Origin of the sequence: Rhizobium sp. WYJ-E13 (genome assembly GCF_018987265.1) — a bacterium.
GTDB lineage: Bacteria > Pseudomonadota > Alphaproteobacteria > Rhizobiales > Rhizobiaceae > Rhizobium.
Window position 1 is genome coordinate 2,142,207 of record NZ_CP076853.1, and the last position, 22,121, is coordinate 2,164,327.

General features: G+C 60.4%; 20 protein-coding genes. 12 read left to right on the forward strand and 8 right to left on the reverse strand.

What is annotated here, in order from left to right; translation table 11 throughout:
* Window positions 1-31: 31 nt before the first annotated feature.
* Window positions 32-829, forward strand: coding sequence for a class I SAM-dependent methyltransferase (locus tag KQ933_RS10835; RefSeq protein ID WP_216758773.1), 798 nt, complete (start codon window positions 32-34; stop codon window positions 827-829).
* A 40-nt stretch (window positions 830-869) separates the two neighbouring features.
* Here KQ933_RS10835 and KQ933_RS10840 read toward each other — a convergent pair whose 3' ends face one another.
* Window positions 870-1,277 carry a hypothetical protein gene (locus KQ933_RS10840; protein ID WP_216758774.1) on the reverse strand — a complete coding sequence of 136 codons (408 nt, stop codon included), beginning with the start codon at window positions 1,275-1,277 and terminating at the stop codon, window positions 870-872.
* Between the two features lie 348 nt (window positions 1,278-1,625).
* On the opposite strand from KQ933_RS10840, the gene KQ933_RS10845 reads away from it, so the two are divergent.
* The 5 genes from KQ933_RS10845 to KQ933_RS10865 are packed head-to-tail and all read left to right on the forward strand — an operon-like array spanning window position 1,626 to window position 7,852.
* Window positions 1,626-2,261, forward strand: coding sequence for a hypothetical protein (locus KQ933_RS10845; RefSeq protein WP_216758775.1), 636 nt, complete (start codon window positions 1,626-1,628; stop codon window positions 2,259-2,261).
* Entirely contained in the window at window positions 2,254-4,347 is a 2,094-nt protein-coding gene (locus KQ933_RS10850; RefSeq protein ID WP_216758776.1) for a hypothetical protein, read from the forward strand. The genes KQ933_RS10845 and KQ933_RS10850 overlap by 8 nt, the downstream gene beginning before the upstream one ends.
* Window positions 4,328-4,804 (forward strand): hypothetical protein, encoded by a 477-nt coding sequence (locus tag KQ933_RS10855; protein ID WP_216758777.1) that lies wholly within the window; start codon window positions 4,328-4,330, stop codon window positions 4,802-4,804. Before KQ933_RS10850 ends, KQ933_RS10855 begins: the two co-directional genes overlap by 20 nt.
* The gene (locus tag KQ933_RS10860) at window positions 4,797-5,309 is read left to right on the forward strand and encodes a hypothetical protein (RefSeq protein WP_216758778.1); all 513 of its coding nucleotides are present in this window, start codon (window positions 4,797-4,799) and stop codon (window positions 5,307-5,309) included. Before KQ933_RS10855 ends, KQ933_RS10860 begins: the two co-directional genes overlap by 8 nt.
* Window positions 5,310-5,317: 8 nt before the next feature.
* Window positions 5,318-7,852 (forward strand): hypothetical protein, encoded by a 2,535-nt coding sequence (locus KQ933_RS10865; RefSeq protein WP_216758779.1) that lies wholly within the window; start codon window positions 5,318-5,320, stop codon window positions 7,850-7,852.
* A gap of 49 nt (window positions 7,853-7,901) precedes the next feature.
* On the opposite strand, the gene KQ933_RS10870 is transcribed toward KQ933_RS10865, so the two are convergent.
* Together KQ933_RS10870 and KQ933_RS10875 are read right to left on the reverse strand one after the other, a co-directional pair.
* On the reverse strand, window positions 7,902-9,569 hold the full coding sequence (locus tag KQ933_RS10870) for an alpha/beta-hydrolase family protein (RefSeq protein ID WP_253958319.1): 1,668 nt from the start codon (window positions 9,567-9,569) through the stop codon (window positions 7,902-7,904).
* A gap of 103 nt (window positions 9,570-9,672) precedes the next feature.
* The gene (locus KQ933_RS10875; RefSeq protein ID WP_216758780.1) at window positions 9,673-10,491 is read right to left on the reverse strand and encodes a class I SAM-dependent methyltransferase; all 819 of its coding nucleotides are present in this window, start codon (window positions 10,489-10,491) and stop codon (window positions 9,673-9,675) included.
* A 299-nt stretch (window positions 10,492-10,790) separates the two neighbouring features.
* On the opposite strand from KQ933_RS10875, the gene KQ933_RS10880 reads away from it, so the two are divergent.
* The 3 genes from KQ933_RS10880 to KQ933_RS10890 all read left to right on the forward strand — a co-directional run bounded on the left by KQ933_RS10880 (window position 10,791) and on the right by KQ933_RS10890 (window position 13,977).
* Entirely contained in the window at window positions 10,791-11,762 is a 972-nt protein-coding gene (locus tag KQ933_RS10880; protein WP_367882515.1) for a class I SAM-dependent methyltransferase, read from the forward strand.
* A gap of 206 nt (window positions 11,763-11,968) precedes the next feature.
* Window positions 11,969-13,567: a hypothetical protein gene (locus KQ933_RS10885; RefSeq protein ID WP_216758781.1), complete on the forward strand. Its 1,599-nt coding sequence runs from the start codon at window positions 11,969-11,971 to the stop codon at window positions 13,565-13,567.
* Window positions 13,564-13,977, forward strand: a complete 414-nt coding sequence (locus KQ933_RS10890; protein WP_216758782.1) for a hypothetical protein — start codon at window positions 13,564-13,566, stop codon at window positions 13,975-13,977. The genes KQ933_RS10885 and KQ933_RS10890 overlap by 4 nt, the downstream gene beginning before the upstream one ends.
* 89 nt (window positions 13,978-14,066) lie before the next feature.
* Here the strand turns inward: KQ933_RS10890 and KQ933_RS10895 are convergent, their stop codons facing one another.
* Window positions 14,067-14,738, reverse strand: a complete 672-nt coding sequence (locus KQ933_RS10895; protein ID WP_216758783.1) for a VOC family protein — start codon at window positions 14,736-14,738, stop codon at window positions 14,067-14,069.
* A 112-nt stretch (window positions 14,739-14,850) separates the two neighbouring features.
* Entirely contained in the window at window positions 14,851-15,768 is a 918-nt protein-coding gene (locus KQ933_RS10900) for a LysR family transcriptional regulator (RefSeq protein WP_216758784.1), read from the reverse strand.
* A 117-nt stretch (window positions 15,769-15,885) separates the two neighbouring features.
* On the opposite strand from KQ933_RS10900, the gene KQ933_RS10905 reads away from it, so the two are divergent.
* Both KQ933_RS10905 and KQ933_RS10910 read left to right on the forward strand, forming a co-directional pair.
* The gene (locus KQ933_RS10905; RefSeq protein WP_216758785.1) at window positions 15,886-16,764 is read left to right on the forward strand and encodes an aldo/keto reductase family oxidoreductase; all 879 of its coding nucleotides are present in this window, start codon (window positions 15,886-15,888) and stop codon (window positions 16,762-16,764) included.
* 260 nt (window positions 16,765-17,024) lie between these two features.
* Window positions 17,025-18,017, forward strand: coding sequence for a carbon-nitrogen hydrolase family protein (locus KQ933_RS10910; RefSeq protein ID WP_216758786.1), 993 nt, complete (start codon window positions 17,025-17,027; stop codon window positions 18,015-18,017).
* 57 nt (window positions 18,018-18,074) lie between these two features.
* Here KQ933_RS10910 and KQ933_RS10915 read toward each other — a convergent pair whose 3' ends face one another.
* The 3 genes from KQ933_RS10915 to KQ933_RS10925 all read right to left on the reverse strand — a co-directional run bounded on the left by KQ933_RS10915 (window position 18,075) and on the right by KQ933_RS10925 (window position 19,784).
* Complete coding sequence (locus KQ933_RS10915) at window positions 18,075-18,599, reverse strand: hypothetical protein (protein WP_216758787.1); 525 nt, start codon at window positions 18,597-18,599, stop codon at window positions 18,075-18,077.
* Window positions 18,600-18,611: 12 nt separating this feature from the next.
* The gene (locus KQ933_RS10920; RefSeq protein ID WP_216758788.1) at window positions 18,612-19,325 is read right to left on the reverse strand and encodes a hypothetical protein; all 714 of its coding nucleotides are present in this window, start codon (window positions 19,323-19,325) and stop codon (window positions 18,612-18,614) included.
* Window positions 19,326-19,439: 114 nt separating this feature from the next.
* On the reverse strand, window positions 19,440-19,784 hold the full coding sequence (locus KQ933_RS10925; protein ID WP_216758789.1) for a hypothetical protein: 345 nt from the start codon (window positions 19,782-19,784) through the stop codon (window positions 19,440-19,442).
* 74 nt (window positions 19,785-19,858) lie between these two features.
* On the opposite strand from KQ933_RS10925, the gene KQ933_RS10930 reads away from it, so the two are divergent.
* A complete protein-coding gene (locus tag KQ933_RS10930) occupies window positions 19,859-22,111 on the forward strand; it encodes a hypothetical protein (protein ID WP_216758790.1) in 2,253 nt (750 codons plus the stop codon).
* Window positions 22,112-22,121: the final 10 nt, after the last annotated feature.

Below are 22,121 nucleotides of genomic sequence, written 5' to 3' on the forward strand. Positions count from 1 at the left end.
GATCTGACATTGAGGGAAGCCGGGGCCAATCATGTCATCCATCACCACAGGCAATGAAGAGCAATATAGCGACAGCAAAAAGCTTGCCGCCCGCGGGCGCCTGAACCGGGAATATACGATCGCCGAAACCGGCTGGTTTCCCTGGGTGGCGAGGCATCTGCCGCTCAAATCAGGAGATCGCGTGCTGGATGTCGGCTGCGGCCCCGGCTGGTTCTGGGCTTCGGTGGTAAATGAACTGCCCGATGATCTTGCCCTCACCCTTGCCGATCTCTCCCCCGGCATGCTGCAGGAAGCACTCGAGCGCTGCCACCCGCTCGCCTTCGCCGAAGTCACAGGAAAGCAGGCCGACGCCACCGCCCTGCCCTTCGAAGACGGCTCCTTCGATACCGTCATCGCCATGCACATGCTCTACCATGTCGCCGATCAAGCTAAGGCGATTGCCGAAATGCACCGCGTGCTGAAACCGGGCGGTCACCTTGCGGTGACCACCAATGGTGCGGGCAACATGCGCGGCATGTATAAACTGACGACGGTGTTCGGCAGCCCGCCCTACGACCCGGCGGGTGCGGCCTTCGGCTATGAGACGGCAGAGCGGCTGATGCAGGCGCAGTTCGGCAATGTGACGATGACGGAACACCCGGCGCATATGCGGATAACGGAGCCGGAAGATGTGTTTCTGGCGCTGACCTCCTATCCGCCGGGGGATCGGGCTGATGAGGCCGAGCTCGCCGCGTTTCGGGCGGCGATATCAGAGGCATTCCGGGCGGGCGGCGGTGTGCTTGAGGTGGGCAAGGAGACCGGGTTGTTTATCAGCCGGAAGGTAGGGTGAGAGCGTGCCTCGCTGCTTAGTTACCCGAGCAACTGCGACCTCACCCTATCAGCTTTCCCTCGGTCCAGAATTCTTGGACCTTGATCCACCATTTGCTCGTTTCTGACCGCAACCATGGAATAAAATCCTCAGGCTGAGCAACGTTGTAAAAATGCTCGTTCTGCAAGTCTTCGAGCAGCCCGATCGTCACTGCTTCTTTGACATAGTCGTCGCCGCTGATGTGCCAGCGTTCGACGACGTCAAAGACCGCATCTAACCGCTTCGTGTCACCTGCCTCGAGATGCTCAATCAGATGACGCGCAAGGTCATTGAGAGCCAGGTAAAGCGGTAGCTCGTCTCCATCAGGCAGAAATGTCGCCAGGAAGGCCTCCCATTTTCCTCGAAAGGATGGATCGGCCAGCAAGAGCGGCTCAAACATATTCGAGCGATCGAACTCGAATTGGTTCATATCGATATTTCCCTTCGGTGGTGGCTGTGTTTCATTGCGCGACATCCGCTCGAGAAGGCAAGGCTTACTTTGGGCACCAACGCAACCCTCCCCACCCCTCATTCCTGTGCTTGTCACAGGAATCCAGCCTGCCCAAGTCCTTGGGCAGGAAAGACTATTTTCCTTGAAGTCTATTAGCGAGCGCTATCGCGCAGATAGGCAACGCGCTGGTTTTCCGTGAAAGAGTCCTCTCGGCTTGCCGACGCAAGCCGGCTGGATTCCTGTGACGAGCACAGGAATGAGGGAGGAGAGATTTCACCCCCACAACCATCTCCACGTTAGCCCTACCCCAACTCAAGAGGTTGGTTCATGGCTACCGTTGTCTCTATCTGCAATCTCGCCCTTTCCAATATCGGCAAGGACAATATCAACGATCTCACCGAAAAGAGCGCCGAAGCACGCGCCTGCAACCAGTTCTATGCGCAGACGCGCGATGTGCTCTTGCAGTCCTTTCCTTGGGCTGCGGCCGGCAGGACGCTGGCGCTGGGCGCGCTCGACAATGACAAGCCGGGTGTCTGGCGCCATTCCTATGCGCGGCCGGCCGATTGCCTGCAGATCCGCTGGATCAGGCCGCGATATTCCGCTGATGCCGCAGCGCTGCCGGAGACGCTCAACCCCGATCTCGACGAGGCCGGCCGCGAGATGCAATATGCTTATGCGCTCGAGGGCGACCGGCTCTATTGCGACCTCTCGCCCGCACTCCTGCGCTATACCTGCCGCCTGACCGACCCGACGAAATATGCGCCGCTCTTCCTCGAGGCGCTCTCCTGGCATCTGGCCGTGCGGCTTGCCATGCCGCTGACGCGCGATCCGAAGATCCGCGCCGATGCGATGGCGCTCGCCCAAAGCAGCCAGCGGGCCGCCGAACAGGCCGAGGCCAATCAGGTAAGGCACACCAGCGAGAATTTCGTCAGCGAGCTGATTGCGGTGCGCGCCCATGGCTGATTTCCGCGCCTACCAGCCCTCCTTCACAGCCGGTGAACTCTCGCCGGCCCTCGGCGCCCGCGTCGATCTTACCAAATACCAGAGCGGCCTGCGCACGGCACTGAACGTCTTCGTCCATCCGCATGGCGGTGTGTCGAACCGGGCCGGGCTGCAATTCATCCACGAGATCAAGGACAGTTCGAAACAGGCCCGGCTGATCCGCTTTCAGTTCAATACCGAGCAGACCTATATCCTCGAATTCGGCCACCAATATATTCGCATCTTCCGCGATGGCGGCCTGGTGCTGTCGGGTGCGGCCCCCTACGAGGTCGTGACCGCCTATACTGATAATGACGTGCAGGACCTCGTCTTCGTGCAGGAAGCCGACGTGCTCTATCTCTGCCATGTCAATCATCCCGTGCGCAAACTCGGGCGTCTCGCCGATAGCAACTGGACGCTGACGACGGTTCAGTTCAAGCCGCTGATCAATCCGCCCGCAGGCACTCCCTCCGTCACCAAGCCCGGCGATACATCAGGCAAGCCGGGCTATGTGGCAACCACATACCGCTATCGAGTCTCCGCCGTGGCCGACAGCGGCGAGGAAAGCCTGCCGTCCAACGCCGGTGCCGTCGTCAACGACCTCGCCATCCAGGGCGGCATCAACCGTGTCACCTGGGCGGCGGTTTCGGGTGCGGCGCGCTACATCGTCTACCGCGACGACAACGGCATTTTCGGCTATGTCGGCGGCACGACGGGCCTGACCTTCGACGACGAGAACATCACGCCCGATCTCTCCGATACGCCGCAGACGGGCCGCAACCCCTTCAATGCTGCGGGCGACTATCCGCGCTGCGTAACCTTCATCGAACAGCGCCTCGCCTTCGCCTCGACGCAAAACGACCCACAGGCCGTCTGGCTCAGCCAATCCGCCAATTACGAGAATTTCGGCGTCTCCTCGCCCGCCAAGGCAAGTGACGCCGTGACCTTCCGCATCCGCGCCCGGCAAGTGAACGAGATCCGCTCGATGATCTCTGTGCGCGGCCTGCTGCTGCTGACGTCGGGTTCCGAATGGATCGTCACCGGCGGTTCGGCCGCCGATGCGATCTCGCCCTCCGCCATCAAGCTCGATAACCAGGGCTATCGTGGGGCCGCCAAGGTGCAGCCGATTGTCGTCGGCAATACGGTGCTTTTTGCCCAGCGCCTTGGCGGCGTGGTGCGCGATTTCTCCTACGATTACACGCAGGACAGCTATGTCGGGAAGGATCTGACCATCCTCGCCCGCCACCTCTTCAAGGGCCGCGAGATATCGGCCTGGGATTATGCGCAGGCGCCGGATTCCGTCGTCTGGGTGGTGCTCGATGACGGTGCGCTGGTCTCGCTCACCTACATGAAGGAGCAGGATGTCTGGGCCTGGACCCGCCATGAGAGCGGTGCCGATGCCTTCTTCGAGGATGTGACCGTCATCGAGGAGAATGGCGAGGACGTGCCCTATTTCATCGTGCGCCGCACGATCAATGGCACTGAGAAGCGCTATATCGAACGGCTGCACAGCCGCGCCTTCGATGATGTCGAGGACGCCTTCTTCGTCGATTGCGGGCTGACCTATTCCGGCCCGCCGGCCACGACCATTTCCGGCCTCGGCCATCTCGAAGGCCAATCCGTCGTGGCGCTGGCCGATGGCAATGTCGTGCGCAATCTCACCGTCGCAGGCGGAGCCGTGCGGCTGCAGAACGCGGCCTCGAAAATCCATATCGGCCTGCCGGTGACGGCGGCGATCCAGACGCTCGATCTCGATGTCGGCCAGGTGCAGGGCCTCGGCACCGTGCAGGGTCGCTCGAAATCCGTCTCCGAAGTGACCTTCCGGGTGGAAAATACCCGCGGCATATTCACCGGTCCTGCCGATGGCGAGCGCGATGGCAATGTGCTGGTGGAATACAAGCAGCGCCGCGATGAAAACTGGAACGAGGCGATCAGCCTCTATACCGGCGATCTCACCATCACCCCCTATTGGGACTGGAATACCAGCGGCGCCATGTGGGTAAAACAATTCGACCCGCTGCCGATGACGATCCTCTCCATCATGCCGGATGTCACCCTTGGCCGCTGAGATTGCCATCGTACCCGCCCGGCCCGGCCATATCAGAGAGATTGCCGGGCGCATGCGCCGCGCCGATAGCGAGGAGGTCTTCGCCGCCTCCGGACGCTCGCCGACCTCGGCGCTTTCCTTCTCCTACCGCCATTCCTCGCTTGCCTGGAGCGCGCTCTTCAATGGCCGGCCGGAGGTGATGTGGGGTGTCGGCGATATCAATATCCTGACCGGCATCGGCGCGCCCTGGCTGCTCGGCACGGATGCGGTCGAAGAGAATTTCCGCGCCTTCCTGCGGATATCGCGCGATTGGCCGGCTCAACTGTTGAGCCGCTATCGCTTGCTCCGAAACGTCGTGGATGCCCGCAACATGGTCTCGCTCCGCTGGCTCGAATGGCTGGGTTTTCGGCTGTTCGAGCCGGTGGAGATCAATGGCCATCAATTCCGGTTATTCGAAATGGGAGTAGCAGATGTGTGATCTTGGTCTAGCGCTGACATTGGGCTCGACGCTGCTCGGCGCCGCCGGCCAGGTGCAGCAGGCAAAGGCGACGGCGGAGGCGAACAAATACAACGCCCAGGTCGCCGAAATGAATGCGCAGATCGCCGACAAACAGGCGAAGGACGCGATCGAGCGCGGCAAGCAGGAAGAGCAGCAGAAGCGCCTGCAGACCGCGCAGCTCGAAGGCCGGCAGCGCGCCGCAATCGCCGCAAACGGCGTGGACCTCTCCTTCGGCTCGCCGCTCGACACCATCGTCGATACCGCCAAGATGGGCGAGATCGATGCGCTGAACGTGCGCACCAATGCCTATCGCGAGGCTTATGGCTACAAGATGCAGGGCACCAATCAGCTGGCCAGCGCCAAGCTGGACCGCATGCGCGCCGACGCCGCCGTCAAGGGCGGTTATCTCGAAGCTTTCGGCACCGTGCTCGGCGGCACGGGCAAGGTCTACAGCCAGGCGAATTCGCTTGGATATATCAAGTGAGGTGAAGAATGCCGACTGTTCCGACCTATCAGGATACGCAGCCGCATATCGCGCTTCGCCCGGAATATACCGAGGGTTTTACGGTCAAGGCCGATGCCGAGGCCTTCGGCTCGGCGATCGGCAAGGGCATGCAGGGCCTTGCGACCGGCATGGGCACGCTCGGCGACGCCGTGGTGCAGGTGGAGCAGCTGGACAATGCCAATTCCGCCAAGGATGCCCAGACGAATTTCGCCGACTGGCAACGCGGGGCGCTTTACGGCAAGGACGGCTTCCTGACGCTGACCGGCCGGGCCGCCGTAGAAGGCCGTACCGCCTTCGAAAAGCTCGTCGAGCAGAAACGCGCCGAATTCGGCAAGGGCCTGACGCCGGGTGCTGCCCGCAGCTATGAAGAGGCCAGCCGCGCCAGCATGAACACCCTGCTGGACAGCACGATCCGCCACACCTTCGACCAGCGCAAGGCGTGGTTTGCCGAGACCTCGCAGAAGAGCATCAAATCCTCGGCCGAGGATGCCGTCGCCGCCTATGGCGATCCCGCCAAGGTGACGGCCGCCATACAGAAGGGCGTCACCGAGATCGAGCATCAGGGCCATTTGCAGGGCTGGAGCCAGGAAAGGCTCGACGAGGAGCGCGCGCAATATGTCTCCGACACGACGAAAAAAGTCGTGCTGCAGATGGCAAACGAAAGCCCCATCAAGGCCGAGCAATATGTCAAATCCGCCCCCGGCCTGTTGCCCGCCGCCAAAACCGAACTGCTGACGACGCTCGACCCCGCCGTCACCGCCGAAAAGGCCAGGCACAACGCTACCGACATCATCGCCGGCCTTGCGCCGACCTATACCGGCGCGCCGGATACGGACACCGGAACGGCCCCCTCGCCCGGTGCACCGCAGAGCCAGACAACAGCCGCCAATGGCACTACGCCGCCAGCCGGCGGTGCCAGCCCAGCAGCCGCCGCGCAGCCCACCAAAGCGAGCACGAAAATCAGCGGTCTTGACGCCAAGGACGCCGGCGACAAGACCGCGGACACCCGGCTGGCCGGCTCGCCGACGACGGGATCTCAAACCGCTGTCTCTCAAGCCACAGGCCCGCAAACCACCGCGGCTCAGGCCCCCTCCCGCCAGCCGAGCGGCCCGGAAGATTTTCGCACCGTCGCAAACACGATCGCCTTCCCCGGCAAGGCGAAGGACGATGTTGCGCTGGCAGGCTTCGTGAAAAACGCCGCCGGAACCTCGGTCGATCCCTCGCTCAAGGACTGGCTCGCTACGCTGGCCCAGGGCGTTCTCGGCACCATGGGTCCGGTCGGCACGACCATCGAGGCCGTGAAACTCGGCTCCGGCGCTTTTCTGCGCTTTGGCCTGCCGACCGAAACACCCCGCCCGGGCGACCTCGTTGTCCTCGGCCCGGGACAAAAGGCCGGCATCGCGAGCGGCACCCGCGACGGCAATGACGACAAGGGCTATATCGGTTTCTTCCGCGGCTACGATGCCGACGGCAACGTCATCGTTCTCGGTCCTGATCCGCGACGTGCGGGCGAAACCGCGCTTTCCGCCCACGCCCCGAGCCGGGTGGTCGGCTTCCGCACATCCGGCACCGTCGATGCCAGGACGATGGCCTTGCCGAACTACAATCCCGACGGCCTGCGCATGCTCGAAGAAGGCCTCAACCGGATCACCGACCCCGGCCTGCGCGCCGCCACCGAAGCGCAGCTCGGCGGCTATGTGATCTCGCAGAAGAAGGCGATCGACGCTCAGCGCATCCAGGTGCAGGAATGGGCCAACAACCAAGTCGTCGCGGACCCCAGTTTCGATCCGACGACATTGCCGGTTCCCTACCGCCAAGCCATTGGGCCGGCGGGCATGACGACGCTCCTCGACTATAAGGAAAAAGTCCGTGCTTACGGCCAGCCGACCACGGACCCGCAGATCCTCTACGATCTCCAGACGCAATTCGCCACGGACCCGGCTGCTTTCGCGCGGACAGACCTCTTCGAATACCGTGCCAAACTCTCCGACAAGGACTGGGAAAAGGTCACCGGCTGGCGGCAGATGGCCCTCAGCGACCAGCGCAAGGCCCGCCTTGAAAGCCTGGATCTCAAGACCGCCTTCGAACTCGCCCGCCCGCAGCTCGAAGGCCTCGGCCTCATCAACACCAATCCCGGATTCTTCTCATCCGGCGACGCTCCCCGCCGCGCCGCCCAATTCCAGACCATGCTGGTCGACCAGATGGACGAGTTCAAAACTACCCATAACGGCCAGAACCCGACCCAGAGCGACGTCCAGAAAATGATCAACCGCCTGCTCTTGCCAATCGTCATCAGCACGCCCGCCCACGGCCGCGGCCTGCCGGCGAGCGAGCAGCCGGCCTATCTCTTCGAAGCCAACAGCCGCGCCAACGACGCGACCTACGACATCACCGTGCAGTACCAGGATATTCCGCGGGATCTGAGGTTGGCGATCGAGGCGGACCTGAAGAAACGCAACGGAAAGCAGCCAACGCCTGGAGAAATTGCGTATGAATATGAGCTATTTATTCTTAATCGCTGACCTGATGCAGTAGGAAAAGCCTCTCGTTTCGAGCCATGACCGATCCCGATCAATCACTCACTTCGATCGGCGGAGCACTCTCGAAATGCTGCTTCAGCCGCTCGATCTCCTCAGCCGACCAGCCGGGGGGGCCCGTGACCGCCAGCCACGCATCAATATAATGCTGCGGTGCATAGACATGCCCGAAGCCCAGCGGCGACGTTGTGGCGATCATGGCGTCGAAGCCGAGCTGCAGGGCGGTGACGATCGGAAACCACTGAAAATGCGGTGATACGTCGGGGCCGCGCTGCCCCTTCATCCACACAGGCTCCCGATAGAGCGCCCGCCAGTCGAAGAAGGTGACGGGATCGCTGGCATATTGCAGGAAGACGATGCGGACCGGCCCCCAGGCGGCACCGGCAGTGGTGGCAGACGTCCACTGATTGGAAAACCGGATCATGCTGCCATCGCGAAATTGCGGCAGCCAGGCCGGCGATCCCGGATTACGGTTTGCGGTCAGATAGGACCATGTGGAACTCGCAAAGGGCGGCCCGCTCCACAGCGCCCCCTGGAACGGATCGTCGAACACCTCGAAGAGATTGACGGATGATTGCGAATTCAGCGCCCCGAGGCTCAGGCCATGCAGATAGAGTTTCGGGCGATGATCGCGCGGCAGCGTCCGCCAATAGCCGTAGATTTCCCGAAACAGCGCCCTTGCCGTATCGGATCCGTATTCCGGCTCGACCATCAGTGACAGCCAGCTGCTGAGATAGGAATACTGGATCGCGACGCTGGCGACATCCCCTCGCAGCAGATATTCGACCGTATCCAGAGCTTCCGGATCGACCCAGCCGGTTCCCGTCGGCACGACGACGATCAGGGAGGATCGCTCGAATGCGCCCTGGCGCTTGAGTTCGGCAAGCGCCAGGCTTGCGCGCGCATCGGCATTGTCTGCGCTGTTGAGGCCGACATAGACCCGGATGGGATCCTTTGCGGGAGAGTTCAGGAACGCGCCGATCTGGTCCCGCGTCGGGCCAGAGGTGATGAAATGACGACCCCGTCGTCCGAGCTCCTCCCAGTTGACGAGCGAGACCGCACTTCCCGTTTTGGCCGGGTCGTCTGGCATCGGCGTATCATCGTCAATCAGCGCATCGGCCTCCCGGAAGGAGGAATCGACGACGCGCAACGCGACATGGAACAGCACGCCGTCGACGACAGTCCAGAAGGCGAAGGCCGAAATCAGGATCGCGGCAAGGGCGGCAATCCGCCTGGGAACGATACGGCTGGCGCGCTCATAGCTCGCAAGCACCATCATCTTGAAAAGCCGGCCGATCGCGATGAGAAGGATGAAGACCACGGCTGCGGTGAGGATCAGCAGGAAGGGTTCGATCGTTGCATTGGGCGGAAGCTGCATCAACGCCCGGACCGAATTCTGCCAGGATGACGCCTGCCACACGAAAAACGTGGCGATCAGCATACCGGCTATGACCGCGACCGATCGCACTATCCATCCGGGGCTGAACCGCAACGACGGGATCTCGAGATAGATCCAGAGCCATTGCAGGACGACGCCACAGAAATAACCGACCGCAGCGCTCGTGCCCGACAGGGCACCCTGCACGAACCAAGACCGGGGCATGAGGCTCGGCGTCAGCGACAGGCACAGGCAAAGCAGCGCCAAGAAAAGCCCCGGCCACGAAAGCGGCCTGACGGAAACGATCGTCCGATATCGCATCATTGCCCTCACACCACGCCGATTGCTGCACCTCCCTGTTTTATGTCAGGTTTTGCATACAATCCAGAAGCGATGTGCGGGCGTATGGTCTGCCGTCCGGCGACCGCTATGGTTTCTCGTAGAAATGTCCGTAGATTGCCTGACCGTAATGGTCTTCTTCTCCGGCGAAGTTTTTCTCACGAAGATAAAACGCGCGATATTCCCTATCGATATCTGTTCGAGCGAGGGTGATGTTGCTGTTTCCCCGCTTCCTCATCTCCTCGACGAGCGAATTTAGAACGAAACTGGCGTAGAAATCGAAATGCTTCCGGCGGCAAATATAGCATTTGTCATTTGTCACCAGGAATACCCTGAGATCGGTCCATGATCGGTACAGATATTTGTAAACCGCCGGCAGGATCTGCGAATAATTCAGGTTCGCGTAGTCGTCCAGGCAGAGCACGCCATCTGGCGCGAGCAGCGCGTCGGCAAGCTTCATCTCTTCAAGCGTACCCCGATAGGAGTGCGTGGAATCAACATGCATAAACCGAACTGACCTCTTCAACGACGTATACCCGTCGTAGCTCTTCGCGAATTCTTCAGATCTCCCCAGGTGAAAATCCGGCTTGGCGAAGAAAGAAGCGGCGGTCTCCGCAGTCATATACGGCTCAACGTCCACCAGAACGAACTTGTCTTTAGGCTGAACATGGGCGCTCAACACAGCCGCTGATCGTCCCTTGAAAACCCCAAACTCCAGAATGCTGCCCGTGACACCTGTCGCCTTCTGAAACGCAAGCACGGAATCCATCAACTGCATCGAAAAGGCAGACATCATGCCTTCAATACTGTCCGCCTTCTCCTGGACTTCCCCAAACGGAAACGTGGCGACTCCATCCATGTTAACAGCCGGGTGTCGCCTGTGTCTAAAGCGGGCAAATAAGTCCATTCCCATCATCCCCTCGTTGCCGCTCACCGATTGCAGATTTGTTTCAGAAGAGCAACGAAGAAGGGGGATGATCCCCAGGGGATGGATGCATCACTGGTCCGCCTGCAGTAAATGTACATGACCGCGCCTTACCCCTCAATTAAACGATGATCCTTGGCCAACGCTCCGCGCCATGTTGGCGATCAACCTTTGTCCCGGACGCGCTGACAAGCTCCCAACGCGGAAGACGTGGTTACGACGTCACAGCTTTCGATCTTTTCGCTATCCGAGAAGGCATCAATGAAATAGGGATTTCTGACTTGTCGAAAGATCTTGTCTCCAATCTGCATTATCTGCGGGGCCTTATGTCGAACGAAAGCTTCAATCAACTGCTGAATATATTCTGGCTTCGGCCGGAAACCGCTCTCTGGCGGTACCTGGACATCAAAGCGATGCGCGACTTCGAGTTCGTTGGCCAGTCGCTCGACTTCGGGTGCGGTGACGGTTTGTTCTCTTTCATCAGGGCCGGTGGAAAGTTCGATCCGCTCTTTGATGCTTTTCAGAAAACCGCCAATCTTGATCGCTTCTATGAGAAAGTCGACGTATTCGACGCCTACGATGACAGCTACGCGCCATTGGTGACCAAAAGACCGGATTACCAAATCTCTGTTGGCTTCGATCACAAGCCGAATCTTTTGAAAAAGGCGGCCGGATTGGGTCTCTATACTGAGACGGTGGCTGGCGACGGGAACGAGCCTCTGATTTTCGAGGACGAAAGTTTCGATACGATCTTCTCCAATATCGTCTACTGGCTGGAAGATCCTGCGAAAGTACTTGGCGAGCTTTCCAGAATATTGCGCCCTAGCGGGCGGCTGTGTCTGATGCTGCCAAACACGACCCTTCCCGAATACAGCTTTTTCAACCGCCTATTCGTACAGACTAAGAACCCAGCATGGGGTTGGCTTGACGGAATTGATCGTGGCCGACTGAGCGACAACATTAAGCAGGCCGCGAGCGACGAGCAGTGGCGGGACGTTTTTAATGCCTCGGGTTTGAAGGTACATCATCACTCTCAACACCTGTCGAAACACATCATTCAGGCTTGGGATATCGGCTTCCGGCCAATGTTCCCCGCGTTCCTGAAAGCTGTTGAAGCCATCCCCGCCGACAAACTTGCTGACGTGAAAACTGAATGGGTGGAATCGCTAAAGAGGTTCGCCTTGCCATTCGCCGCTACCGAGACCCGCGATAACCCCACCAACGCGTTCCACTGCTACATCCTCACAAAGTAGCGGGTTACACTAATCCGCCTGCCCACAGATGCGCTCAAAACCAGCCGCCGTTCGGGCGGCTTTTTCCTTGTATCGGGATAACACAGTAACTCCGGCTGCGAGATACGGAGTCCATAATCCCGCGCCCGATGGCGTTGGTCTCTACTCACCACATCAGCCCGACAACCTTCTTGCGCCTATGGTCACCAAAACCAGAGGCGTGATCTATGACAATTTCAACCGAGACAAATCGGTCCGGCCCCTACAGCGGGGACGGCACCACCACAGCCTTCGAATACAAATTTAAGATCCTCGAACCGCAACATCTGCAGGTGATCCGCACGGACGCCTCCGGCGCGGATACGATCCTTGTATTGGATGCCGACTACACAGTAACCGGCGTTGGAAACGATGGCGGCGGAAGCGCCGTCATCACCCCTGCCCCAGCCGCCGGCAGCAAGATAACGCTGCTGCTGAACGTGCCATTCACGCAGGAAACCGATCTGGAAAACCAGGGCGCGTATTATGCCGAAACCGTCGAGCAGGCGCTCGACCTGATCGTGATGCGACTTCAGCAATTGAAGGAACGGGCGGCCCGCGCCGTTACCATTCCACCGAGTTATGATTCCGCCACCATCGACCAGCTTATTTCCAATGTGCTGGCGCTGAGCGACAAAGGAGCAGCCATCGAAGCCGTCGCGGCTGTGGCGCAATATCTGGAAACAGTCGCTGGCATAGCTGATGATATTCCTGCCGTTGCGGACCTCACGCAAATTGCTGGACAGAAGGCCAACGAAGCTGCGCAATCAGCGGCGGCCGCAAACGCAAGCGCCAATCTCTCGACCGCCTATGCGAACAATCCGGAAGACGTTCAGATCCCAGGCTCGGGCGGCCTTTTCTCTTCATTTCATTGGTATCGAAAAACGCTCGCACTCTACGATTCGGTTGCCGCCGGCATCGCCGGAATGTTTCACAGTTCCGCCGCAAAAGCGGACATCACAGATAGCGACGAATTCGCCATTGCCGACAGTGCTGACGGCTGGGCCCTGAAAAAGGTTCTGGCGAGCAGTGTTGTCAAATACGTCTGCATTGCCACCGGCTTCGATTTTTTTACCGGATTCATCCCGGCCTATGTCGGGGCTTCATCCGTCACCATCGGCCCAGGCATGGGTTTTTTTGGCGGCAAGAAACATCAGGCCGCCATTGCCACGGCAAAGACGCTTGTTCAGTTGCTCGACACGGGATCCGTGCAGCCGTCAAAGACCTATTTCCTCTATGCCATCAGGAAGGCATCGGATGGCACTACGGATTTCGTGATGTCGCTGTCGGCATCAGAGGCAGGTGTCACGAAGCCGGTCGGCTGGGAATGCCTGTCCGGAAGCCGCGTTGGCCTGATCCTCACCAATTCATCGGGGAACGTCGTCCCGTTCTGGCAGACCGGCAATGAGGTCAACACCGACACCTACGCGTGGTTTACCGCCAATGCCAATGTGCAGGGCTTGGCAATACCGAGCAATATTCCCGTGGGATTGAGTGTCGATGTCTCGGTGCAGATCGACACTGTCGTCGCAGCCCCCGGGCAGGATTGTATCGGCATCGTTTCGGATGCTGCTGCCGCAAACTACACCACCGGTGCCGCCCATCAGGTGCGGTGCCGGTCACGCTCGGGCAACGATTATCCCGACCAGAGCGCGGCTGCGGGCAAGGCACGCAGCAATGTCAATGGCCAGCTCTGGAGATACGCCGCGGTGACAAGCACGGCCTGCGCAGCCTCCGTCTTCGTCTGCGGCTGGCATGATTACACCTGCAAGAGGCTATTTGCATGACAACAGTGTATGTTCGCTACGACAGCGTCGGAACCATCCTTGAAATATTCTTCCGCGATCAGCCTGATATGATCCTCGTGGCTCATGATGACAAAGAGCCCGCGATTGCGAAATACCTTCGCGGCCCCCTCGGCCGAGAAGATCGCTTCCCGCCCCTCAAGAAATGGCAGCTCTGGCTCGCGGCACTCGAACTCGAGCCGCCGATCGTCAAGGCAGATATCCTCGCGACCGTCGGCGGCATGGCCGATATCTCGTTCAAGGACAAGGAAACGATCCGCATCATGATCGAGGATGCGCAGGATTATTCCCGCGAAGATCCCCGCATCGATCTCCTGGCTGTCGCCATGGGCATTCCGCCGAACCAGATGGACGACCTCTGGCGATGGGCGGCCGAGTTTCGGCCCCTGTAACGGCGAGCAAGTGTGACGGCAACCGGATGTGACAGCATGTGGAGCCGGCCAAACCGGTCCCACTGAGAGTCACTGGCCGGCAATCACACTCACAGCGGCAGCGGCTTGCCCGTCTGCTCGGCCATCATGTATTCCGCATACCAGTCCGGCCAGTTCTCGTCGTGCTTTCCGCCATTGCGCTTCTCATGCTCGCCATGCGCCTCTGCCGCCCGACGCAATCCCGCGGCGACGTCTTTCGCCGTGCCGAAGGCGGCGAGGTCGGAGGTGATGCGGCCGGGCAGCCGGGCGGTGATTTCCTGGAAGAGCCAGCCATTGCCGTCAGGGTCGCTGAAGGCTGCGAAGGAGCGGTAGCTGCCTCTGTCGGGATCGGGGCCGCTGACCCGGCGCCGGCCGAAAAGATAGGGCACGTCGGGGCCGCTATAGACTTCACCTTCGGGATGAAAGGCCTCGCTGACCTCAACGCCGCGCTCGCGTAGCTCCTTGCGGGCGGTCTCGATGTCGGAAACGATGAGATAGAGGCCTTGCGCGGAGCCGGGTGCCGCCGGTGTCACGTTCTTCCCGAAAATGACGGATGCGTTTGAGCCCGGAGGGGTGAACTGGATCACCCGGTAGTCATCGCCCGAGGAATAATCGGCATCGAGGCGCCAGCCGAGCCCGCCGTAAAATGCCTTGGCCCGATCGACATCCGAAACGGGCACGACGATGATCTCCAGCTTCATCTCGCTGGTGCCGTTGCCGGTCATAGTGTTTGCGCTGCTCATGATCTTCCCCCTCCCATCGTCACGACGATGGTGTTGATGATGATGATGACGGCGATGCGGCGAATGCATCGCCCGCGCCCACTCTACCACGTTGCGCGCCGGTGATCTCCGCTCAACCCTCTCGCGGCATCGCCTTGATGAAATCGATGAAGGCGCGCAGCGGCGCCGGCACCAGCCGCCGGCCGGGATAATAGAGGAAAGGGCCGGAAAAGCTCTCCCACCAGTCCTCCAGCACCGGCTCCAGCGCGCCGCTTGCAAAATAGGGCCTGAGCCAATCCTCGAAGGTGAAGACGACACCGGTTCCGGCGACCGCCGCATCGACGGCGAGATCCGTGCCGCCGCCATTCTGGACGATCAGCGGGCTTGGCGGATCGACCCTGACGATCTCGCCATCGCGCTCGAACTCCCAGACCGGAATGGCGCGGCCGGCAAACCGCCCGCGGATGCAGGCGTGATTGAGCAGATCGCGCGGATGCTCCGGCCGGCCATGTGCCGCGAGATAGGCTGAAGACGCGCCCCCGGCATAACGCTGGACCCGCGGGCCGATCGGTACGGCGATCATGTCCTGCTCCAGCCGCTCGTCGTAGCGAATGCCGGCATCGCAGCCGGCAGCGATGATATCGACGAAATTCTCCTCGGTGACGATTTCGAGACGGATGTCGGGATAGGCTTTCAGAAACGGCGGCACGATGCGCGGCAGCACCAGCCGCGCCGCACTGACCGGCACATTGAGCTTCAGCGAGCCGGCCGGCCGATCGCGGAAATCCTTGACGAAATCGAGCGCCGCATCGATCTCGCCGAAGGCAGGACCCAGCCGCTCCATCAGCCCGCGACCGGCCTCGGTCGGCACCACGCTGCGCGTCGTGCGGTTGAAGAGCCTGACACCAAGTTCCGCCTCCAGCCGGCGCACCGCATCACTCAGCGCCGACGAGCTCATATGGCTCGCCCGCGCCGCCTCGCGGAAACCGCCGGCTCTTGCGACGGCCAGAAAGGCGCTGACATCGCCGATGTCGAGCGTACCCTGCTTCATGTGCCAGTCTCCGTTAATTGTCCTCGATGCCGGACAGCCCGTCCGGATTATAGCCAATTGTCGCAGCAATGTTAGAGGCCTATCTCCTCATTGCCTTCAATCGGAGATCCAGAATTCATGTCAACTGTCGAAAAATCCGGAAGCTTCAAACTCGGCGACCGCACGGTCAAGCGGCTCGGCTATGGCGCGATGCAGCTCGCCGGCAAGGGTGTCTTCGGCCCGCCGCGCGATCGCGACGAAGCCATCGCCGTGCTGCGCGAGGCGGTCGAAAGCGGCGTCGATCATATCGACACCAGCGATTTCTACGGCCCGCACGTCACCAATCAGATCATCAGGGAAGCGCTGCATCCCTATGGCGACGACCTCGTCATCGTCACCAAGGTCGGCGCGCTGCGCGGGGCTGACGCCTCCTGGTATCAGGCCTTCTCGAAGGAAGAACTGACCGCGGCGATCCACAGCAACCTGAAAAACCTCGACCTCGACGTGATCGAGGTGGTCAATCTGCGCGCCATGTTCGATGTGCACGGCCCGGCCGAAGGCTCGCTCGAAGCGCCGCTCACGGTTCTCGCCGAGTTGCAGCGGCAAGGCCTGATCAAGCATATCGGCCTGTCGAATGCCACGGCAAAACAGGTGGATGACGGCCGCAGGATCACCGAGATCGTCTGTGTCCAGAACCAGTACAACCTCGCCAACCGCGACGATGACGCGTTGATCGACAAGCTCGCCGCCGAAGGCACCGCCTACGTGCCCTTCTTCCCGCTCGGCGGCTTCTCGCCCCTGCAGTCCTCGACGCTCTCCGATGTCGCTGCCCAATTGGGCGCCACGCCTCTGCAGGTGGCCCTCGCCTGGCTCCTGAAGCGCGCGCCCAACATCCTGCTGATCCCCGGCACCTCCTCGCGCGGCCACCTCAGAGAAAACCTCGCGGTGGCCGATATCGAATTGTCTGATGATGTGATGGCGCAACTCGACGGCATTGCCGCAGCGAAAGGCGCCTGACTCTACGGAAGGAACGAAACGCGGCCGATCACCTGCCGCGTTTCGAAGCCCACATTACGGCCCCTCCCCAGATTGACGAATCGCCAAGGCATCGACATCTTTCTCGTCAGGCGTGGCCTGCGCCCAACCTCCAGCGATCCTCCCCGGCAGGATCTTCAAAACGGAGGCAAAGGGACTTCCGTCTCGGGTTCGAAGACCTTGGTCCGATCGCTCGGGCGTGGTTGCCGGGGAACATGCGTCCGTGACGGAGAGGCCAGACAATGACCCAGAACGGAAATCTCAAACGCAGGGTTCGCGCCCGCGCCGCAAAAACCGGCGAATCCTATACTTCAGCCCTCAGCCATATCCGCAAGAAGCCGACGGATGAGCCTGCCGGCAAATCCCTGCGGCTGGCGGTCGCCCAAACGTCTGTTTGCCTAGACCCATGCGATGCCGCGGCATTCCGCACCAACGGCGCCGAAATGCGCCACCTGATGCGCCAGGCGAGCAAGGCCGGCGCCCGGCTGATCCACTTCCCCGAGGGAACGCTCTGCTTTCCGAGCAAGCGCCTCCTTTCCGAAACCGGCCCCAGGGAGATCGGCGCTGCCGACTGGAGCCGTTACCAATGGGAGGTCCTGCGCGAGGAGTTGGAGGAGACGAGAAGGCTCGCAAAGAGGCTGGAGCTCTGGACGGTCTTCGGCGCGCCGCACAGGCTGACCCCGCCGCACCGGCCGCATAACAGCCTCTATGTCATCTCAGACCGGGGCGAGCTGGTGACCCGTTATGACGAGCGCCTGCTCTCCCACACCAAGATTTCCTTCATGTATTCGCCGGGCAAGATCCCCGTCACCTTCGAGGTGGACGGTATGCGCTTCGGCTGCGCTGCCGGCATAGAATCTCACTATCACGAGATCTTCACCGAATATGAGCGGCTCGACGTCGATTGCGTGCTCTTCTCCACATCGGGCGAAGTCCCCTCCGCCGCTCCTCCCTTCGCCGCCGAAGTCCTGGGAGTTGCGGCCAGCAATGCATTCTGGGTGAGCTACGCCGCCCACGCGCCGCAAAGCGTCATCGCCCCCTGCGGCATCGCCGGCCCCAAGGGCCAGTGGGCCGCTCGTTGCCCTGATGACGGCAAACCCGGCATCGCCATCGCCGAAATCGCCACCGACCCGGCCAATCTCGCCCGCCCCTGGCGGCGCAACGCCCGGGGCGATCTCTACCGGCCGCACCAGATCGAGGGGGATCCGAGGAGCGACAGCCGCGAATCCTTTTGAAGCGGCAGGGGCAATTCCGGCAGACCGTGCAGCAATTGTGCTGGAATTGCATGCTTCTTACTTCAGGAAAAGACCGGTCACGGCAAGCCCCGCGCCAACCCCGTAGATCAGCACCATACCTGCATACACGCAAGCGGTTGAAGATTCATATTCCCAGCCGGATGGTAGTTCCACAAATCCTGAGACTATGCATCCCACGAGACCGGTTATCAAAAAATGCCACTTGTCGATTGGTTTCTCATCCACGTCATCAGAAGGCCTGATCTCTCCAGGAGGGTGAAATTTTAGCCGAAATCGGTTTGTCGAAACGATGACCATCATCATAATGAGACCGGACCACCCAAGCCCCCGACCCAGATAATCCGTCCGTTCATCGCTTGTTGAGTGAGAAGCCAGATCCGCCTGCCAGAGGCATATGATGCACGTCACATAGACAAGGATCACGCCAGTCAGCACGCAAAAAAATGCCAGCAGCGAATAGAGCTGTCCCTTGGGCAATAGCCGCGCCCAATATCTCGCCCCAAACCAGGCCGCCATGAAGGTGGGCACGAGTGTGGAGAGGAAGCCCAGATTGGAAGTCATGCGCTCGGCCCCCTAGCGCTGGTCGGGCGGCGACCAGCGCTTGCAGCCGTCACGGCAATATTGCGGGAAGGCCGCGCTCGCGCTTGCCAGCGTGGGGTAGATCACGACGATGGTGACATTCCCCGCCCTGCTGACCGAGACGAGAAACATTCCGGCCGGCAGGCTGTTGAGGTAGGCATCGCCATTGGGGAAGGCAGCACCCGGCCGCGGCGGCTTCGTCGCTCGGGAAGCAACGAATCTGATTGCCTGCAGGCTCTGATTGTCCTTGGCCAGATAACCGGAAAACCGCTTCTTGGCCTCCTCCTCGCCCAGATCATGGACAGCTTTGACGATGTCAATCGTAACATTCCTGGTCACAAGATTGACAGGCACATCCTCGTTTTGATGGGAAAAGCCTGATGAACCGATGATCTCCCAGAAGCTGTCGGCGCGATAGGGCATGAACTCTCCGTAAAGTGCGCGGCCATCCAGCATGCCGATCCGGAACGTGCCGATCTGATCGCCGACCTCAACTTCATCGAAACACACGCTTTTCCGCTCTCCGACATCGCAGGCATACCAGCCCTGCTGCGACAGAATGCTCTCATAGGCATCCCCTACCTGCACGCCGAATATGAACTCTGCAGGCCCGCCATTTTCAGGCTCCGCCGCATGGGAAGCCGATGGCAGGAAAAACAGAAACAGGCCAACACCCGCAGCCCTCAGCCGACGAGCGAAGTTCCGCAAAAACATGCTCCTCACAGACCACCCCTGGCGCCCGCAGACGCTTCCGTCACCTCTGCCTCGTGCGTTATCCATCTCTTCCCAAGCCGGCTTCTGCCGCCATGACGCATCATGTCTCTACCGAAAATCGTTCAGATGATTGAGGTCACCGAGATAGCCGAGGCCCGAAAGCGCGAGCACGACGATCAGACCTGACAGCACGCCGGCGAAGCGATCGCGGCCTTTGCGCCTGATGAAGCGAACGATGAAGAAAACGATCAGGCCGACGACAAACGACGGCAGCGATCCGCCGATGATCTCGCCGATAAGTCGCGGCCCTGCCGACGGCGGATAGGCCGTCGCCGCAACGAAACGGCGCACCAGACTGCAGACCAGCGCGACCGCCGCCAGGATCGCGATTCCCGATACCATACCACCTTTGCCACCGGCCGAAGCCCCACGCAGATCAGTCCCGTTTGCCACCGGCATTCCCCCTTCGATTTATAAAACAACTCTTGCGCACCTACCCCTGTCTCTCGGCCGAACGGGAGACAGACATGGACAACATGCAGGACAATAACGCCTCGTCGCGGAAGCGAGACCGGCAGGCCGCAGCTACTGCGAGCAGCATTATTCAATCCTCGGATGAAAATCCAGATCAGGTCGCGGAAGATAAAGATCTCGCGGTCACATATGTGCGCGTTACCGGAAACCTTGCCCCGCCTCCCCAGATGCTTCCAGGGAATCGCGAGCTTCTTCAGGGAATTATCGACGCCGAACGTAACAGACGCATTCTGGCGCTGTCGCCGCGGACGGCAAGCTGGCTCCGCGAAAACCCCTCTGCAGCGATGCTGGCGAAGGACGATATCCACAACCTCTCTTCCTTCGAAGAGGTGGCGCAGCGGTTCGGCCAGGTGCCGAAGGCTTTCGATGATCCAGCGAAGGAGCCGGTCGCCTCATCCACGAATCCCGAAACTCCTCCGTCTACAGGCCCTGTAAGCCCAGCGGCACTGCAACAGGCGCCAGCCTCAAATGCCGTTAGGCCAGACACCGCGGAAAACGTTCCCTCCGCCGCCGAAAGCGGTCTCAGCGAAGACGATAGAAAAAAAGAAGAACTCATTGCTGAGATCCGTAACGCGAAGAAGCTGTCTCCCGAAGAGTACGAGGTGCTCAAAGAAAAAGTCCGAACGCAGCCTTGGTTCGACGCGGGCACCGGCACGCTTTATCTGGATGCCGTGCGGGAAGGAAAGACCACCGACAAGGAAGTAAATGCGGTACTGAATTCCAAGTCCACCACTGTAACAACCGAGAGCGGAATTCAAAATTTCAAGGAACTGGGCAAGGGCACAGCTACGGGTGTCGTTGTAGGTGGTGGCCGCATAATGGAAGGCTCCGGTCAGCTTATCAATAGCAGCCAGTCGGAAGCGCAAAAGGCACTCATGGTCGAGATCGCCAGAGCCGCGTCGCTATCACCTCATGAGGTCGATCTATTACGTTTGAAAATCGATCAGCAAAACATCCTTCCGCGGGATCTTGCGCAGAGGGTTATGTCTGAGGTGTTGGCGGGGGACACGGTACCTGACGATGTCGAGCAGCGGTTTGCCCCTTTGCTGCAAGGGGTGTCTGAAACCTTGCAATCCGGAGGACAACGCCTCGCCGATTACGGTAAGACGATGCTGCCCGCAGCGCCTGGATACGAAAACAGTTTAGGCCGGCAGTCCGGAGAAACCTTTGGCCAGGCACTGATTGCGACCGGGACGACAATTGCTCTCGGCCCCTCAAGCACCGCAGGCATTGTTGGCGGCCTTGTTGTGGAATCGTTGCGAGCGGCAGGAGACGGAACTGCTGCTGCGAGAGAAGCGGGTTTGCCGGAGGATAAGCAGACCTTGGCAGCCATGCTCTACGCCCCGACCGCGCTCGCCGATCTGATCCCGTTCGGAAAAGCCGCATCGTCAGCACTGAAGTTCCTTCCCATAAGCACGGTCGCGCAACATTTGGTCAAAACAATCGTCAAGGATGGTGCAGCGCAGACAACTCAGCTCGTCGCCCAGAACACCATCAAGCACTTTTTCATCGATCCCAAGCAGGAGATCCTCGAAAAGTTCAAGGACACGTTCGTCGCAGGCGGTTTTGCTGGTGTGGGCAAGGAACTCTTGATCGATCTCGGCGAGAAACTGCTTCTACGCAAGCGCGGTTCTGCGCACAATTCTGCCTCCCGCCCCGAAGCGGCCATTCAGGACCGCCAGCAATTTGAAGAAATGGCGACGACGGCAGCGTCGTCGAAATTTCGCCAGCGCGACCCTGAAGGGCATCGAGAGCACACCGCCGAAGTGCTGAAAGGCACCAAAGTCGAGCACTTCTACACGTCGCCCGAACGTGTGGACAACTATGAAAAGGCGACAGGCGTGGATTCGTTCGGGCTGAACGGCACTCCCGCCATGCAGGTGGCAAAAGATACCGGCAGCGATCTGAAGATCCCAACTGCCGACTACCTGGCCAAATCCACCCCCTCCAAAGCGGATGCGGACTTCAGGGACAGTATGCGCTTCGGCGCCGACGCCCTCAACCATTCCGAAGCCCTTGCTTCGCATATCGGCGTGCCTGCGCCCGGTCTCAATCCGAGAGTTAAGCAGAACGGCCCCTACATCGCCACTGGATACGTGGGTAACCAAAAGGTCGATGACTACACGGTTTCGCATTCTCGCAATGCCGATCCCACCGCGAAGAAGATGGGACGCGTCGCGAATTCCGGAAACACGCAGCGCTATCCAGACGGGCTGAGGATCACGAGCCCCCACCAACAGCCCTGAACGCCTGCCG